At 32.1% G+C, this 15,109-nt stretch carries 17 protein-coding genes and 1 riboswitch; of the genes, 3 read left to right on the forward strand and 14 right to left on the reverse strand.

The annotated features are described in order from the left end of the window. Positions 1-43 precede the first annotated feature (43 nt). From DYE58_RS03975 to DYE58_RS03990, 4 genes are read right to left on the reverse strand one after another with little or no spacing between them, the layout of a single operon-like run. A complete protein-coding gene (locus tag DYE58_RS03975) occupies positions 44-796 on the reverse strand; it encodes an ABC transporter ATP-binding protein (protein WP_004820640.1) in 753 nt (250 codons plus the stop codon). Beyond that, positions 777-1,754: an ABC transporter substrate-binding protein gene (locus DYE58_RS03980; protein ID WP_004820637.1), complete on the reverse strand. Its 978-nt coding sequence runs from the start codon at positions 1,752-1,754 to the stop codon at positions 777-779. Before DYE58_RS03980 ends, DYE58_RS03975 begins: the two co-directional genes overlap by 20 nt. A 1-nt stretch (position 1,755) precedes the next feature. After that, a complete protein-coding gene (locus DYE58_RS03985; RefSeq protein WP_004820635.1) occupies positions 1,756-2,526 on the reverse strand; it encodes an ABC transporter permease in 771 nt (256 codons plus the stop codon). Then, positions 2,498-2,794: a thiamine-binding protein gene (locus DYE58_RS03990; RefSeq protein ID WP_004820634.1), complete on the reverse strand. Its 297-nt coding sequence runs from the start codon at positions 2,792-2,794 to the stop codon at positions 2,498-2,500. Before DYE58_RS03990 ends, DYE58_RS03985 begins: the two co-directional genes overlap by 29 nt. A gap of 40 nt (positions 2,795-2,834) precedes the next feature. Then, positions 2,835-2,927, reverse strand: a riboswitch (TPP riboswitch). An 80-nt stretch (positions 2,928-3,007) separates the two neighbouring features. On the opposite strand from DYE58_RS03990, the gene DYE58_RS03995 reads away from it, so the two are divergent. Further along, positions 3,008-3,739, forward strand: coding sequence for a TatD family hydrolase (locus DYE58_RS03995; RefSeq protein ID WP_115312042.1), 732 nt, complete (start codon positions 3,008-3,010; stop codon positions 3,737-3,739). An 18-nt stretch (positions 3,740-3,757) separates the two neighbouring features. Here the strand turns inward: DYE58_RS03995 and DYE58_RS04000 are convergent, their stop codons facing one another. The 9 genes from DYE58_RS04000 to DYE58_RS04040 form a co-directional block, all read right to left on the reverse strand. After that, entirely contained in the window at positions 3,758-4,906 is a 1,149-nt protein-coding gene (locus DYE58_RS04000; protein WP_004820630.1) for a YibE/F family protein, read from the reverse strand. Between the two features lie 76 nt (positions 4,907-4,982). Next, positions 4,983-7,130 (reverse strand): bifunctional metallophosphatase/5'-nucleotidase, encoded by a 2,148-nt coding sequence (locus DYE58_RS04005; RefSeq protein WP_245946048.1) that lies wholly within the window; start codon positions 7,128-7,130, stop codon positions 4,983-4,985. Positions 7,131-7,241: 111 nt separating this feature from the next. Next, the gene (gene smpB, locus DYE58_RS04010) at positions 7,242-7,694 is read right to left on the reverse strand and encodes an SsrA-binding protein SmpB (protein WP_004820623.1); all 453 of its coding nucleotides are present in this window, start codon (positions 7,692-7,694) and stop codon (positions 7,242-7,244) included. Further along, positions 7,684-9,819, reverse strand: a complete 2,136-nt coding sequence (gene rnr, locus DYE58_RS04015) for a ribonuclease R (protein ID WP_004820621.1) — start codon at positions 9,817-9,819, stop codon at positions 7,684-7,686. The genes smpB and rnr overlap by 11 nt, the downstream gene beginning before the upstream one ends. After that, positions 9,819-10,988: a D-alanine--D-alanine ligase family protein gene (locus tag DYE58_RS04020; RefSeq protein ID WP_004820619.1), complete on the reverse strand. Its 1,170-nt coding sequence runs from the start codon at positions 10,986-10,988 to the stop codon at positions 9,819-9,821. Before DYE58_RS04020 ends, rnr begins: the two co-directional genes overlap by 1 nt. Positions 10,989-11,001: 13 nt before the next feature. Continuing rightward, positions 11,002-12,558: a UDP-N-acetylmuramoyl-tripeptide--D-alanyl-D-alanine ligase gene (locus tag DYE58_RS04025; RefSeq protein ID WP_004820616.1), complete on the reverse strand. Its 1,557-nt coding sequence runs from the start codon at positions 12,556-12,558 to the stop codon at positions 11,002-11,004. A 7-nt stretch (positions 12,559-12,565) separates the two neighbouring features. Beyond that, positions 12,566-13,324, reverse strand: a complete 759-nt coding sequence (locus tag DYE58_RS04030) for an alpha/beta fold hydrolase (RefSeq protein WP_004820615.1) — start codon at positions 13,322-13,324, stop codon at positions 12,566-12,568. 12 nt (positions 13,325-13,336) lie between these two features. Then, the gene (locus tag DYE58_RS04035) at positions 13,337-13,696 is read right to left on the reverse strand and encodes a coiled-coil domain-containing protein (RefSeq protein ID WP_004820612.1); all 360 of its coding nucleotides are present in this window, start codon (positions 13,694-13,696) and stop codon (positions 13,337-13,339) included. A gap of 124 nt (positions 13,697-13,820) precedes the next feature. After that, positions 13,821-14,012 carry a hypothetical protein gene (locus tag DYE58_RS04040; protein ID WP_004820611.1) on the reverse strand — a complete coding sequence of 64 codons (192 nt, stop codon included), beginning with the start codon at positions 14,010-14,012 and terminating at the stop codon, positions 13,821-13,823. 164 nt (positions 14,013-14,176) lie between these two features. Here DYE58_RS04040 and DYE58_RS04045 point away from each other — a divergent pair, with 164 nt between their 5' ends. Both DYE58_RS04045 and DYE58_RS04050 read left to right on the forward strand, forming a co-directional pair. Then, a complete protein-coding gene (locus DYE58_RS04045) occupies positions 14,177-14,416 on the forward strand; it encodes a glutaredoxin family protein (protein ID WP_004820608.1) in 240 nt (79 codons plus the stop codon). Positions 14,417-14,424: 8 nt separating this feature from the next. After that, positions 14,425-14,661 (forward strand): glutaredoxin family protein, encoded by a 237-nt coding sequence (locus DYE58_RS04050; RefSeq protein ID WP_004820607.1) that lies wholly within the window; start codon positions 14,425-14,427, stop codon positions 14,659-14,661. A gap of 76 nt (positions 14,662-14,737) precedes the next feature. On the opposite strand, the gene DYE58_RS04055 is transcribed toward DYE58_RS04050, so the two are convergent. Further along, complete coding sequence (locus DYE58_RS04055) at positions 14,738-15,031, reverse strand: hypothetical protein (RefSeq protein WP_115312043.1); 294 nt, start codon at positions 15,029-15,031, stop codon at positions 14,738-14,740. Positions 15,032-15,109 lie beyond the last annotated feature (78 nt).

The raw sequence follows: 15,109 nt of genomic DNA on the forward strand, positions 1-15,109 counted from the left end.
CTCTCCTTATTTTAATGCTAACAATTAAATTGTCTATTAAATTTTAAATTCCCAACAATTTTAAAATTTCTTTTTTGTACTCTAGAAATTTTTCTGTGAGAGTGAAATCTCCTTCTGTCTTTTCAACTATTATCTCATTCTCAATTTTTCCAGGAGAGCCAATCATTAGATAGACCCTATCTGAAAGTTCCAATGCTTCATCGATATCATGAGTTATAAAAATTGTAGACAGATTTAAATTTTTACTGATATTCTTGTACCATTTGTGCATTTCTTTTTTCGTTATCGCATCAAGTGCACTAAAAGGCTCATCAAGCAAAACCATTTCGTCAGACGCAAAATAAGTTCTTAAAAACGCCGCTCTCTGTCTCATCCCCCCTGATAGAGAATTTGGATAAGAATTTTCATATCCCAGTAGACCAAACATTTCCAAATATTCTTTTGCCTTATCTATCGCGACTTTCTTTTTAATCCCTTTTATTCTCAACGGTAAAATTATATTTTCCAAAATTGTCTTTTGTTCTATAAGCAAATCTTTCTGTAGCATATAACTTATATGCCCTGGTTTTGAAGTAATATCTTCTTCTTTTAGAAAAACTCTCCCCTTATCAGGACTTTCAACTCCCGAAATTATATTAAAAAGAGTGGTCTTTCCAACTCCACTAAGACCTAAAAGGGAGATTATCTCTCCCTTTCTTAAACTTATAGATATATTTTCAATTATCTTTTTATCTTTGTAGGCTTTTTCTACATTTTTTACTTGTAGTATATTCATATCAGTCTGGTAAATATTCATTGCTATATCCAAAATCTGCCGGTATTTCTTTTTCTATCAAGCCATTTTCAAATAACCAAGCATAGAAATTATTCCAACGTGCTGAGTCAAAATATCCCCACTTCTTTGCATCTGAAATGTATTCATCTTTTAAATACTCTTGACTTGCAATTACCATGTCTTTATCAAGTTCAGGATTGTCCTTTAATAAAATTTCAGCAGCTTCCTTAGGATTTTCAATTGAATATTCATATCCCTTTTTAATTGCTCTTAAAAATGCCTTAACTGTTTCAGGGTCTTCTTTTAAAAATTCATTGTTTGCAATTATTGTTGGTGTGTAGTAATCAAACACAGGATTTATATCCTTAAATGCAAAATAATCTACATCAACATTCTTTACCTTAGCTGCAATTCCATCCCATCCATAGAAAATCCAAACTGCATCTATATCATTTCCAAGTCCTGTAAATATATCTGAGTAGTTTAATGGCACTAACTTAACTTTTGAAAAATCTCCGCCATCTTTTTCAACTACATTCTTTATCATGGCTTGTTCAACATCCATTCCCCAAGTCGCATATTTTTTGCCTTCCATACCCTTAGGTCTGTCCATTCCATTTCCCTTTAGCGATACAATCCCTGATGTATTGTGTTGTACTAAAGCTGCAACATTAGTTACAGGAAGTGGCTCGTCTTGTGCATATGCAGCAGCTATTGTATCTTGGTAATCAACCCCTAATTGAGCTTTCCCAGAGGCAACAAGCACTGGGGCTCCGTCAGCTGGTGGTTGAACTATATCAAGTTCGATTCCTTCTTCTGCAAGATATCCAAGCTCTTTGGCTACATATATTCCAGTGTGATTTGTGTTTGGTGTATAGTCCAAAACAAATGTCAATTTTTTTAAATCTCCTTGTTGTTTTTTGCCACATCCGACTAAAACCAACATCATTATCAACATTAAACTTACAATTTTTTTCATCTTACTCTCCTTTTTTTGTCTTAAGCCATGGCATACTCAAATGTTGAATTAAATCAACTAACTGAATTAATAATATGCTCAAAATTGAAATTAAAAATATTACTGCAAACATCTTGTCAAAAGCATATGACTTTCTAACTCTTGTCATATACACCCCAAGCCCGTTATATCCTCCAAGCCATTCTGAAATTACAGCACCAACTATAGAATATGCCGCTGAAATTCTAAGCCCTGCAAAGAAATATGATCTTACATGAGGTAACTTTGCCATCCACAATGTCTGTAACTTTGTTGCTCCCATTGATTTAAAAAGCCTTATCACATCTGGGTCAACAGATTTAAAGCCATCTAAAACTCCAATCGTCACTGGGAAAAATGTAACCAGCACTATCAAAACTATCTTAGCTTGCATTTCATATCCAAACCACAAAACCAATAGCGGTGCAATTGCTACAGTTGGAATTGTCTGAGTAACTATCAAAATTGGATAAATTGCCTTGTATAGAAATTTAAAATTTTCCATTATTAGTGCCACAATAAATCCCAGGACAACTCCAATTGATAGTCCTAAAAATGCCTCTATCAAAGTTACTCTCGCATGTTCTACAAGCAATGGTAAATCTAACACAAATGCTTTTAGTACATCTGTTGGGCCAGGTAACATATATGCCGGAACAATCTCCAACATAGATAAAACTTGCCACAATAATAAAATACTTAAAATTCCGAGCGCCGGCAAAACCTTATTTATGGTACTTAGATATTTTTTCATCTGTTGTCAAAATATGTTTTTCAGGGCTATACACAAGCTTAATATACGAACTCACAGATGGAGCTCCCGCTTCAATAGCTTTCAACTGACTAAACTTTATAATTTCCATTATCTGCTCTAAGTCACCTTCTACTGTTGTCTCAAAAGGTCCTACATAGTATTCAAGTCCTGTCGAATCTATATAAGCTATTACTTCATCAACTATTCTGACTACTTCTTCATCACTTTCAACTCTTGGCAGAGTTTGAAGTGCAAGTGCACAATTCATTTTATCCCTCCAAATAAAAAAGACTTTAGATAATCTAAAGTCCAAGTATTTAACACTTCCCTACGCTAGAATTATCTATCAGGTTCCAAGGGTCATTTTACAATTCTCAGCTTTCGCTCCCCTAGTGAATCTATTTAATTTACTTTTTTATTATAGCACAACATGAAATTTATATTATAATTATTTGTAGAACTTAGTTTTAGGAGAAAAATTATGCTCATAAATGCCCACGACCATTTTAATTTCTATAAAGATTTAGAAAGTGGTTTAAATACAATTGAAAAAAATAAAATAATTACACTTGTAAATTCTATGACCTTTGAAGAATATTTAGAACTAAAAAATAAACATTCAAAAAATCCCCTTATAAAAATTGGACTTGGAATTCATCCTTGGAAAGTAGATGAAAATACCAATCTATTACTTCTAATCGAAGAGATTAAAAATTGTGATTTCATCGGAGAAATTGGTTTAGATTTTTATTGGGATAAGAGAAGTGAAATGTATTCAAAACAAAAAATTATATTTAATGAATTTTTATCTCTTGCCGATGGAAATAAAAAGGTTGTGAATATTCACACTAAAGGCGCTGAAAGAGAAGTTCTAAATTTTTTGAAACAATATAATTTAAAAACTCCAATCATTCATTGGTACAGTGGAGATTTATCTTTAATTGATGAGTATTTATCTATTGGCGCTTATTTTACAATTGGCCCTGATGCCGGCTATTCAAAAAAAACTGATGCAATTATAAATATTTTGCCGATAAACAGAATACTTACTGAAACCGACGGTCCAACTTCTATTGAATGGGTAAATGGAATTTATGCCGAAAGTGATTATATTAAAAACATTCTTAAATATATTTCTAATATCAAAAAAATAAGTCCTTCAGATTTAGAAGAACAAATTTATAAAAACTATCTCTCTTTAAATATAAAATAGACAAGCCATTAAACTTGTCTATTTTTTTCTGCAATAATAATTTGCTCCTATGATCACCGTAACAGGGATTGTGAGTAACAAACCTATGCTACCTGCCATTGCCCTTATAATTTCTGTGGCAATTGAGTCCAAATTTATTATCTCTGTCATCCTTATTCTATATACAATAAAAAGTATTATTAAGTGAAGTGTACTTCCTACATATGCCAAGATCAAAGTATTTGACATTGAACCCAACATATCTTTTCCAATGTTCATTCCTGATTTAATCATTTCATTTTTACTGATTTCGTTATTTATAGACTTAAGTTCATACAGAGCAGACGCTATTGAAATTGCAACATCCATTATCGCTCCAATCGCCCCAATTAAAATTGTTCCAAATAAAATTCCTTCATAGTTCATATTTCTATACTGTGGTATATAAGCAAGACTTATTGCGCTGTCTTCGGCAAGTCCAGTAAGTGCTGCATATTTCCCAAATATTACAGCAAGTATTCCAGCACATATAACTCCTATCGACGTACCTATTATTGAAATAGTAGTCTTGCTACTCTTGCCCGCAATTATAAATAATGTTCCTATTATTGCAACTATTGAAATTATTATTGATGTCAACAAAGGTGGATAACCTCTTAAAATCAATGGGATGTATACTGCAAATATCATACTCAATGTAAATATTAATGAAAGAAGTGTCTTAACTCCACTTATTCCTCCAAATACACACAACAGTATTATAAATAACCCAACTATCATAAAGACCTGTTTGTCTCTTACTTTTTCTTGTATCTTCACTGTGTCTATGACCGAGTCTTCTTCTGTAACTCTCAATAGTAATTTATCGCCAACTTTAAATATGTAATTACCCGGCATTATTTTTTCTATGGTATGTTTTATGGTCAGCTCTTCACCCTTGTATTTTCCATTTAAAAACTTTACTTTCAAGTGTTGGTATCTTATATCTGCTTCGAGCGGAATATCTCTTTCCTCTTTTGTATCATCATATTCTATTTCTTCAACTCTTGCCTTTAATATCAAATAATCAGTTTCATTTATTTTGTCTTCATAATACTTTCTCATTTCAGAATCTGCAGATACTTTTTCAGCTGTTACCATGTTGGGATAAATCATTAAAATCATTAAAATTAAAATAAGTTTTTTCATATACTCCTCACTTAAAAAGAGAAAAGCCCAATCACTGGGCCTTTCTTCATTAAAAATTTAAGCTTTAAATTCTCATTTAAGCTGCTTTTTTTGTTTCAGCAGTTTGAGTTACTGCTTTTATATAGTCTATTGGCTTTGGAGTTATTTTCTTAGATTCTTTAATTTTTTCAACTAATGCATCTCTTATTGGTACATAAGTTTCATCAACATTAGTTGCCTTGCTAAAGTCATATCCATCTCCACCTGTAAACATAAAGTCGTTTGTAACTACTCTATAAGTTTTTTCCATTTCAATAGGAGTTCCATCAGTCAATGTTATCTTTGTAATCTTTTCCCCATATGGTTTTGCAGGGTCATATTCTACAACTAAACCGCTGAATGCTCCGTCTGTTGTCTTCGGCATATCAATTCCGTGGTCAATAGCTTTTATTAAGTCTGCTCCCTTAAGGTCCATAACAACTAAATAGTTGTCAAATGGCATGATTTCATATAAATCTCCCATTGTTATTTGACCTTTTTCCATAGTTCTTCTAAGTCCACCGCCATTTTGGATAGCGATTTGAGCTTTTCCTTTTTCTGCCATAACTTCACATGCCCAGTATCCTAAAAGTGTGTTTGATCCTTTTGTCTTTCTATCGTGTGTGAATTCAGCAGTAGCTTCTCCAAGAAGTTCGCCTTTGATAGGTTTTAATTCTTCTTGTAGTTCTGTATAGAATTTTTCAGTAGCATTATCTTTTATAATGTTGCTCTTAATTCTATTTCCTTCTAATACTTGAGTATCGATGCTTACTTTCTTTTGATCATCAACTTTAATGTCAACTTGTCCGATCGCTCTGCCATAGCAATAAGCTTGTAGTATAGAAACATCATTTACTTTACCGCTAACTGTTCTATGAGAGTGAGCTGAAAGCACACAGTTAAGCCCCTTAACTTCGTTAGCTAATTTTGCTGCATTACCTGTAATTTCTTTTGTGTCAGATTTTTGATCTGAATCTAAATGAGTTAGTGCTATGATTATATCAGGTGTACCTTCTTTAGCTTTTCCGGCTTTTAAATAGTCAACCCATTCTTGAGCGGATTTAACCGGATCTCTAAATTCATAACCGGCAACATACTCTGCTTTAGTTAATGTAGCTGTTTCAGGGTGAGCAAGTCCTATTACACCAATTTTTAAATTATTTTTTTCTATAATCATATATGGTTTTGCCCAATCAACTGGCTTATTAGTTTTCTTATCATAGATGTTTGAAGCAAGATAAGTGAAGTTACCTTCTTTACCCCAATTACCTATCTTGTCAGCTCCCCAATCAAATTCGTGGTTTCCAACTGCTGATGCAACTATTCCCATACCTTTCATCATTGCAGTAACTGGTTTACCCATAGTTAAATTTGAGTCGCTAGTTCCTTGGTAGTTATCTCCACCAGCTAATACAATTGTATTAGGATGTTTTTCTTTAAATTCGTTAACATAACCTACCATTTTAGCCATACCAATATTTCTCTTCTTACCTGTAACTTCTTCACTGATATTTCCGTGGAAGTCATTGAAGTATAGAATATGGATTCCGTCTTTTTCAACAGCTCCGAATACAACGCCAATTTCTTTAGCTTTTTCTTCAGAAATTACATTAGTTTTTACTAAGTATTCTCCTAAAGTGTATCCTGTGTTGTCATTCATTTTTTGATTTAAAGCTCCCATTATATATTTAGCAGCTTCTTGTTTTGTTATTTTTGAATTGATATCATCATCTTTTGACAATAATCCAATTTCTTTTGAAATCTTGTCAGCATCTTTATATGCTTTGTTTGAATCGTAAGATAACCCTCTTAAAATAAATGCGATAAATTCTTGTTTACTTAAATTTGAATTAGGGTCATAAGATTTTTCTGATTTACCCTTAGTTAGATTTAAATCAAAACCTAGTCCTGCATAGCCTTTAAACCATTCTGGAACATCTGTAAAAGGATTTAATTTTACATTTTTTTCACTTTCTGCTACCTTTTGAGAATATCCCAAAGCTTTTAAGACCATTGTAAGTCCTTCTGCTCTTGTTAAATCACTTTTTAATTTTTCTTCTGTATTTTCTTTATCAAGCAATTCAACTTTTTGAAGTTTTTCAACATCTGTAGGTTGAGTAGCCGCAGCAAAAACGGTTTGGAAACTTGATGTCAATAATAAAACAGACATAATAAGTGATAATAACACTTTTTTACTATTTTTCATAAAACTCCTCCTTTGTTTTTATAACTATATATTATCATTATTGACTTATAAAGTATACGTTTTCAGAAAAATTTTCAACAAAAAAATGGACGACTAAGCCATCCACTTTCTTTAATATCTTTCTTTAAGCGCTTGTTGAATTTTTCTATCGGCATCTTTTTTAGCTAAGGTGTCTCTTTTATCGTATAGTTTCTTACCTTTTGCCACTGCCAATTCCATCTTAACTCTTCCATTTTTCAAATATAACTTCAATGGAACTAGAGTATTTCCCTTTATTGTAAGTTCTCTTTCTAACTTTCTAATCTCGTTCCTATTTAATAAAAGCTTTCTCTTTCTCATAGGGTCTACATTAAAAATATTTCCCTGTTCGTATGGGGAAATGTGCATTCCCTCTACAAAAACTTCTCCGCCTGAGATTGACGCATAGGAATCTTTTAGATTAGCTTTGCCTTGCCTTAAAGACTTAACTTCAGTTCCAACAAGCACTATTCCAACTTCAAGAGTATCTTGAATAAAATAGTCATGCCTTGCCTTTCTGTTACTGGCAATTGTATTATCGCTCATCTTCCTCGCTCCTATCTTCTTTAGAAAGATTTATATTTATATCTTGAATATCTTCTGTTATTACAAAATCTACTGTTCCCTTAAGTGTGTTAGCTCCAACAACTTTTACTCTCACTTTGTCGCCTATGTCATATACTTTTCCAGTATCTCTTCCTATAGCCTTGAAATTATCTGCATCATATTCAAAATAATCATCTAAGTCTTGGTAGGAAATTAAACCTTCAATTGTATTTTCAAGTTGAGCAAACATACCAAAGCTTGTTATTGAAGTTATTATCGCTGGATATTCTTCGCCTATTCTATCTTCCATATACTCCGCAAACTTCACAGACTCAACAGTTCTTTCCGCATCTTGAGCAAGTCTTTCCATAGCTGATACGTGGTCTGCGATTTCCGGCAACATCACTTCTAAATATCTCAATCTACCTTCTGTCAATTTACCTTTTATTAAATCTTTCATAATTCTGTGAATAGTAAGGTCAGAATAACGTCTTATCGGAGAAGTGAAGTGAGAATAATATTTTGCTGCAAGTCCAAAATGTATATCATTTATTTCAGAATATCTTGCTTTCATAAGACTTCTAAGTGCTATTGTTGAAACGAAAAGCTCTTCATCTTTTCCCTTAACACTCTCTATCAACTTTTGAAAATCTTTAGATTCCATATTTTGAGTATTTAATTTCAAGCCTAAGTGTCTCAAAACCTTATTAAGATTTTCTACTCTCTCAGCATCAGGCTTTTCATGTATACGATATAAGAAAGGTATTTCCATCCAGAAGTATTCTTCAGCCACTACCTCATTGGTAATCAACATAAACTCTTCGATCAATTTATCAGCTGTTCTTCTCTCTCTTCTTCTTACATCTACTGTTTTTCCATTATCATCTACATCAATGTATGCCTCTGGAAAATCAAAATCTATTGAGCCTCTGTCCATTCTCTTATGTCTAAGTTTTAAAGCTAACTCATTCATCTTAGTTAAATCTTCTTCTAAACCTTTTACAGATTCGTGAACAGTCCCATTTTCTAAAAAGTCACTCACATTTGTATAAACAAGTCTTCTATTTGAATTTATGACTGTGTTCATTATCTTATGTCCAACTAATTTTGCATTCTTATCAAAATCCATATAAACAGAAAACGCCAATCTGTCTACATTTTCGTTTAATGAGCAAATTCCATTTGAAAGCTCTTCCGGAAGCATTGGAATTACCTTATCTACTAAGTAGTAAGAATTCCCTCTCTTGTATGCTTCTTTATCTATTTCATCAGATTCTTTGACATAGTGACTTACATCAGCTATGTGAACCCAAAGTCTTAAATTGCCGTCTACTTCTTCAATTGAAATTGCATCGTCAAAATCTTTTGAATCTGCTCCGTCAATTGTAAAAGTTGTAAGCTCTCTAAGGTCTTTTCTTCCGGCAAAGTCCTTTTCTGTAACCTTTTGAGGAATTTCTCTTGCAGCTGATTTAACAGCTTTTGAGAACTCAGTAGGTATGTTCATATCTCGAGCTATGCTCATTATGTCCACACCTTTTTCGCCCTTGTAACCTAAAATTTCTACTATCATTCCCTCAGGTTTCTTACCTTCTTCAGGCCATTTTTTTATCTTAACTACTACTTTTTGATTGTCTTTTGCTCCGCCAATGTCTTTTTTAGCTATATATATATCAAAAGCTATCTTATCATCATCCGGAACCACAAACCCAAATGTTTCTTTCTTTTGAAAAGTTCCGACAACAGTTTTATTCCCTCTATCAATTATTTGTATTACTTTTCCTTCAAGAGAATGTCCTGTTGAACCATCTAACACCTTAACTAATACTTCATCTCCATTTAATGCAGAAGATAAGTTTTTTTGAGATATAAATACATCTTCATCAGCTTGAAGTAAAAATCCAAAACCTCTTTCATTTCCTTGGATTTTACCACGTCTATATTTTTGTCCATCTATAGGAATGTATTTTTGTCCGTCAAAAAAAATTCTTCCATCTTTTTCCAATGTTTTTAAAACTTTGTCAAATGCAGATTTCTCTTGTTTACCTATTTCAAATACTTTGTATATTTTGTCCTTTGTCATTGGACTTGAGTCTTTTAACTTGTCGTACACTTTGTCAATTATCATTATAACTTAGCTCCATATGTCGTCTTCTTTAGAAGATCTGAATCATAAGAGGTTATGTTTTTAGATTTTTGATTAAACCTCTTATATGCCAATTCAATTAATTTATTTATTTCTTCAGTGAAGCTAATTCCACTTACTTCAAATAAATAGAAAGAAATTGAACCTGGAAGTGTGTTGATTTCATTTACATATACTTTTTCGCCATCAAGCAAGAAATCTATTCTAGCCACTCCCATTCCGTCTATTGCTCTAAAAGCAACCTTTGCATAATTTTGAATTTGATTTTTTATGTCCTCTGTGACATTCGCCGGTAAATTCTTAGATTGATTTGCCATGCCATCCATCTTAGAACCGCCCTTTGAACCTGAGATATACTTTTCATCAAATTTTAAAAAGTCCTTCCAACCAATAGGTTCTTCAAGTTCAGAAACTTGTAAATCATTTTGGTATCCAAGAACTGCTGCATTTATCTCTCTCGGATTATCTACAGCTTTTTCTATTATTATTTTTCTATCGTATGACGCAGCCACCTTTATCGCTTCAATTAGCTCTTCTCTATTCTTAACTTTAGAAATTCCAATTGAAGAACCTAAGTTGGCTGGCTTTACAAATAAATTATACCCTATTTCCTCAGCTTTATTGATTATCTCGTCTTGATTCTCAAAATCCTCTCTGTAGAAATAGAAATATGGGGTCATAGGTATTCCTTCAGATTCAAATACCTTTTTCATTATTACCTTGTCCATACCAACAGCCGCACTCATAACCCCACATCCAACGTATGGAACTCCTGTTGTCTCTAACATACCTTGGAAACAACCATCTTCTCCATAAGTTCCGTGTAGTGCTGGAAATACACAGTCAACTTTTATATATTTCTCAAGAGTTGTGCTCTCTTTTCCAAATAAACCACTCTTTTGAGTTACTTCTCTATATAAATATTGGTCTTGAGGTTTAAAAAATACTTCAAAAGTTTCGCTGAAATCTCCTTGCTTGAAAGTTTTAAAATTCTTTAAACTATCTCCGCATAAAAATTTTCCTCCTTTTGTAACATAAAGAGGCACTGCATTATATTTTTTATCCATATTTTCTACAACTTGCATACCTGTGATAACTGAAACCTCATGTTCAACAGATCTGCCACCAAAAACTACTACTATATTTTCCATTTTTTCCTCCTAATCAGCTTTCACTATAATTATCTGGTAAATCATTTTCAAATAATACAATATCTCCCGGTTTAGTAATACTTCCAAGAACTTCAGTAGCCTTTGTCAAAGACTCAACTACAAATGTATTTTCCTTTGCAAATCCAGACGCTTCAAGCCCTCTTTGAATAGGCTTAGTTCTATTAGGTCCGACTAAAATCGCATAGTCACAAACTTTTGCAATCTCAGACGCAACTTTTTCATTTTCCTCTTCTTCAATATCTCCAAGCTCAACCATTCCCGGAGTTATTATTATTTTTCTACCACTCTTAAACTCATTTAATACATCAAGTGCTGCTCTAAATCCTACAGGATTAGAATTAAAAGCATCATCTATTACTATTACGCCAGTTCCGCTATCAACTATGTTCAATCTGTGCTCAACCGGTTCAACCTTTTTAATACCTGCGCTTATCTGCTCTAAACTAAGTCCAAGAACATATCCCGCACAAGCTGACGCAAGTAAGTTTGATATATTGTGTACGCCTAACAATTTACTCTCACAAGGTATCTCTCCAATGTCTTTTACTCCAAGAGTGAACTTTGAACCATTTTCATCAACTGTTATATCTTTTGCATACACATCTAATTTTTCAATATCTTTAATTCCATAGTTAATAGTTCTTATCTTAGTCTTATCTGATAATGGCTTTACATAGTCATTGTCATAATTAAAAATTGCCACGCCATCTTCAGGTAAGTTTTCAATTAACTCATACTTTGTATTTTGTATATTTTCTATTGTCTTAAAAAGGTGCATATGAGTTGGTCCGATTGCTGTTATTATACCTATATCAGGTTGTACAAGTTTAGCTACCTCGTCAATTTCTCCCTTTTTCTTCGCTCCAAGTTCAGCAATAAACACTTCATAGCTCTTATCCAAATCATTGTTGATTACTTTTGAAAGTCCCATTGGTGTATTGTAAGATGATGGAGTGTTCTTAACTCTAAGTCCTTCTGAAAGAACTGTATCAGAAATAAATTTTACAGATGTCTTCCCAAAAGAACCTGTTATCCCCAAAACTTTCAATCCGTCTTTTTTCAACTCTCTTATCTTACCTTGGGCGTTAGTATAAAATCCCATATTGATTTTTTCTTCAACAGGAACTTGTCTATTGTTTGAAATTTCAAGCACCTTGTATTGGTAGTAGTATAAAACTATATTGCTCAAAATTAAAAATGCAAAACCTAACGCTGGGTTAAATAAAAATCCCACAAAGCCAACAATTAATAAAGCACTTATAAATATAATGTTTGTCGCCTGATGTCTTTTTAAAAGTCTCTTAGCCCTATCAGTCCACACAAGTGGAGATTTTACTTCTATTGCTTTTTCATATACAAACTTGTTCATTTTTGATTTATTTTCAGCAATCCACTTTGTATATTCTTCCGTTTCATAACCTTCAAGTTGAAGCATGTGAATTGGAAATTCACTTCTCTTTGTAATAGACTTATAATTCAAAATAGAAACTGCTATCCCTATTACAAAATATATAATAGTCCCTATCATCATATTCTCAAAAATATCCATATTTCTCCTATCCTAAAAATGATTTTAATACTGCACTAAATGTTCCATAGTCATCAATATAACTAAAATGTCCCCCATTTAATACAACCAATCCCGAATCTTTTATCTTTTGTTCAAACACCTTTGCCATATACAGTGGAGTTGCATCATCAGTTTCTCCCCAAACCAAAAGTGTCGGAGCTTTTATCTTTTCAAAATATTCTTCAGTAGATTCGTTTACTACTTTTACAAAAGTCTTTCTCATAATTCCTTGAGAAGATTGATAATCATCAGAGCCATACTTTTTATAAAACTTTTCAAGCCTTTCATCCTTATCTCCGCTTGAAAATGTCGTGTAAACTTTTCTCAAAAACTTAAAAGAATAGACCTTAAAATAATACTTTAAACTTCTCTTAGGTATCACCCCAGAGGCATCTACCAAAACTAATTTATCTACCATTTCCGGATGTTTTGCCGCAAAAATACTAAGAGTCTTTCCACCAAAAGAGTGCCCTACAAAAGTTGCCCTCTCTATATTCATCTTGCTCAAAAAACGTTCCAAAAGTTCTTCATAATCATGTGTGCCCCAAACTTCTCTCGGCTCTTCAGAATCTCCAAAGCCCGCTGAGTCATAAGCATATACATGATATTTAGGACTTATCGCATTTATTATCGGCACTACAGACTCTATATTCGCTCCCCATCCATGGAGAAGCACCAAGGGAATTTCGCCCTCTCTTTCAAAATAAGCAACCTTTGTGCCCAAATCTATATACTTTTTTTCCAAAACTATTCCTTCTCATTCATCTATATATTTATTTTCATCTCTTACTTCATCAGATTTAAAATTAGAAAATGACTTTACGTATTCATACTTGCTTTTAATAGCTTCTATTCGAGCTAAAAGCCTGTCAATTTCAGCAATTGTATTCTCTTCAAAATCAATGTCCACTGTAGCGCTCTCTTTTTTTAATTTGAACACATACTCTCCAAGTTTTCTATACTGTGCGCTTAACTTGCTCTCTTCTTTTACCAACTCAACCTTAAGCTGAGTTTGGTCCTTGATTTGTTTAGAGTTCTTTTCAATTTTGCTGACTATTCTTTGTAAATTATCCTTTAAATCCGAAACATTGTCGCTAAAATCATTAAATAAATTCATGATCTCACCTCTACTTGATTCATTATACCAAAAAATATAAACTTTGGACTTAACTATGTTTAAAATATGCAAATTTAGAGCTTTCTTAAATTTTTAAAACTATAAAATTTATCTCAACTCATAATTATTTTTTATAATTGATTTCTAAATAACTAACCAAAAATATCGATAGCATAAGTAATCTTCTCGACAAAATAGCAACTAATAAATTTCCGTGAAGCGCTATACCATTATATTCAAAATACATTTTAGCTAAAAGATACAACACTATATGAATTATAGTATTTCTCACAATTATTTTTAATCTATCGTCCATTAACACGCCTCCATAGATTGTTTATTTATATACTACAACAAATCAATTGATTGTGCTCACGATATTTTAAACTATCATCATAACTATGTTATCTTGACACACTTTAGCATATTTGTTTAATAAGCAGTTTTCAGGGTAAATAAATTATAGAGGTGACTTATAAAATGGAAAATTTAAGATTATTTGTCGGAACAGTATGTCCTTTTTGTAAAAGAGTAGAAAAATTTATAGAAGATAATAAAATTGAAGGTGTTGAACTAGTGAACATTGACGAAAATGTTCAAGCAAGAGAAGACCTTATTGAAAAGGGTGGCAAAAAACAAGTGCCTGCTCTTGATTTAGGCGATAAGATTATGTACGAATCTCTTGATATCATGAACTACCTTAAAACAAAAGGAGAATAAATAATAAAATGAAAAATTTAAAACTATATTATAAACCAACATGTCCTTACTGCTTAAAAGTTTTAAGATATATGGACGAAAATAAAATTGAAACTATTGAACTTTTAAACGTAGATGAAATAGATGGATTGCGTGCAGAACTTGCTGAAAAAGGCGGCAAGACTCAAGTGCCTGCCCTTGATATCGACGGCAAAATCATGTATGAATCTGATGACATTGTCGAATATTTAAAAGCAAATTTTTAAAATAAACTTTATAACAACACTTAAAAGCAGTTAATTGTAATCGTTAACTGCTTTTTCTTTAACCCTTATGTAACTTTTATAAATTATAAATGTAGTCCAGTGCATCTTTTTTAGATAGATTATGCTCTTCCATTAAAAATTTTATTGCATCTTTCTTTTTATTTTCTATCATCAAATCCAATAAGTATATATCTTCTTCTATTGGAATTTCCAATGAAGACATGCTATCTTTACCTTCATCTTTTAAATATTTATAAAATGATTTTTTGTTTGTGTAAATTCGTCTTCGTAAATCTAATGAACTATTTGCAATATATCCTTCTAGAAAAATTAACAATATAAAAATTGTTATAATTATATATCTATTCATAAGTTTCTCCCTTTTACATTACTTATATAATTCAATTTAACACACTACAATTAATATTTCACTAATTTAAGATTAAAT

This window comes from Peptoniphilus indolicus, from assembly GCF_900454665.1.
Taxonomy (GTDB): domain Bacteria; phylum Bacillota; class Clostridia; order Tissierellales; family Peptoniphilaceae; genus Peptoniphilus; species Peptoniphilus indolicus.

Excerpts from the sequence above, each read along its gene's own strand:
- DYE58_RS03975 (WP_004820640.1), bottom strand. The coding sequence starts at position 796 with ATGAATATTTACCAGACTGATATGAATATACTACAAGTAAAAAATGTA.
- DYE58_RS03980 (WP_004820637.1), bottom strand. The coding sequence starts at position 1,754 with ATGAAAAAAATTGTAAGTTTAATGTTGATAATGATGTTGGTTTTAGTC.
- DYE58_RS03985 (WP_004820635.1), bottom strand. The coding sequence starts at position 2,526 with ATGAAAAAATATCTAAGTACCATAAATAAGGTTTTGCCGGCGCTCGGA.
- DYE58_RS03990 (WP_004820634.1), bottom strand. The coding sequence starts at position 2,794 with ATGAATTGTGCACTTGCACTTCAAACTCTGCCAAGAGTTGAAAGTGAT.
- DYE58_RS03995 (WP_115312042.1), top strand. The coding sequence starts at position 3,008 with ATGCTCATAAATGCCCACGACCATTTTAATTTCTATAAAGATTTAGAA.
- DYE58_RS04000 (WP_004820630.1), bottom strand. The coding sequence starts at position 4,906 with ATGAAAAAACTTATTTTAATTTTAATGATTTTAATGATTTATCCCAAC.
- DYE58_RS04005 (WP_245946048.1), bottom strand. The coding sequence starts at position 7,130 with ATGAAAAATAGTAAAAAAGTGTTATTATCACTTATTATGTCTGTTTTA.
- smpB (WP_004820623.1), bottom strand. The coding sequence starts at position 7,694 with ATGAGCGATAATACAATTGCCAGTAACAGAAAGGCAAGGCATGACTAT.
- rnr (WP_004820621.1), bottom strand. The coding sequence starts at position 9,819 with ATGATAATTGACAAAGTGTACGACAAGTTAAAAGACTCAAGTCCAATG.
- DYE58_RS04020 (WP_004820619.1), bottom strand. The coding sequence starts at position 10,988 with ATGGAAAATATAGTAGTAGTTTTTGGTGGCAGATCTGTTGAACATGAG.
- DYE58_RS04025 (WP_004820616.1), bottom strand. The coding sequence starts at position 12,558 with ATGGATATTTTTGAGAATATGATGATAGGGACTATTATATATTTTGTA.
- DYE58_RS04035 (WP_004820612.1), bottom strand. The coding sequence starts at position 13,696 with ATGAATTTATTTAATGATTTTAGCGACAATGTTTCGGATTTAAAGGAT.
- DYE58_RS04040 (WP_004820611.1), bottom strand. The coding sequence starts at position 14,012 with ATGGACGATAGATTAAAAATAATTGTGAGAAATACTATAATTCATATA.
- DYE58_RS04045 (WP_004820608.1), top strand. The coding sequence starts at position 14,177 with ATGGAAAATTTAAGATTATTTGTCGGAACAGTATGTCCTTTTTGTAAA.
- DYE58_RS04050 (WP_004820607.1), top strand. The coding sequence starts at position 14,425 with ATGAAAAATTTAAAACTATATTATAAACCAACATGTCCTTACTGCTTA.
- DYE58_RS04055 (WP_115312043.1), bottom strand. The coding sequence starts at position 15,031 with ATGAATAGATATATAATTATAACAATTTTTATATTGTTAATTTTTCTA.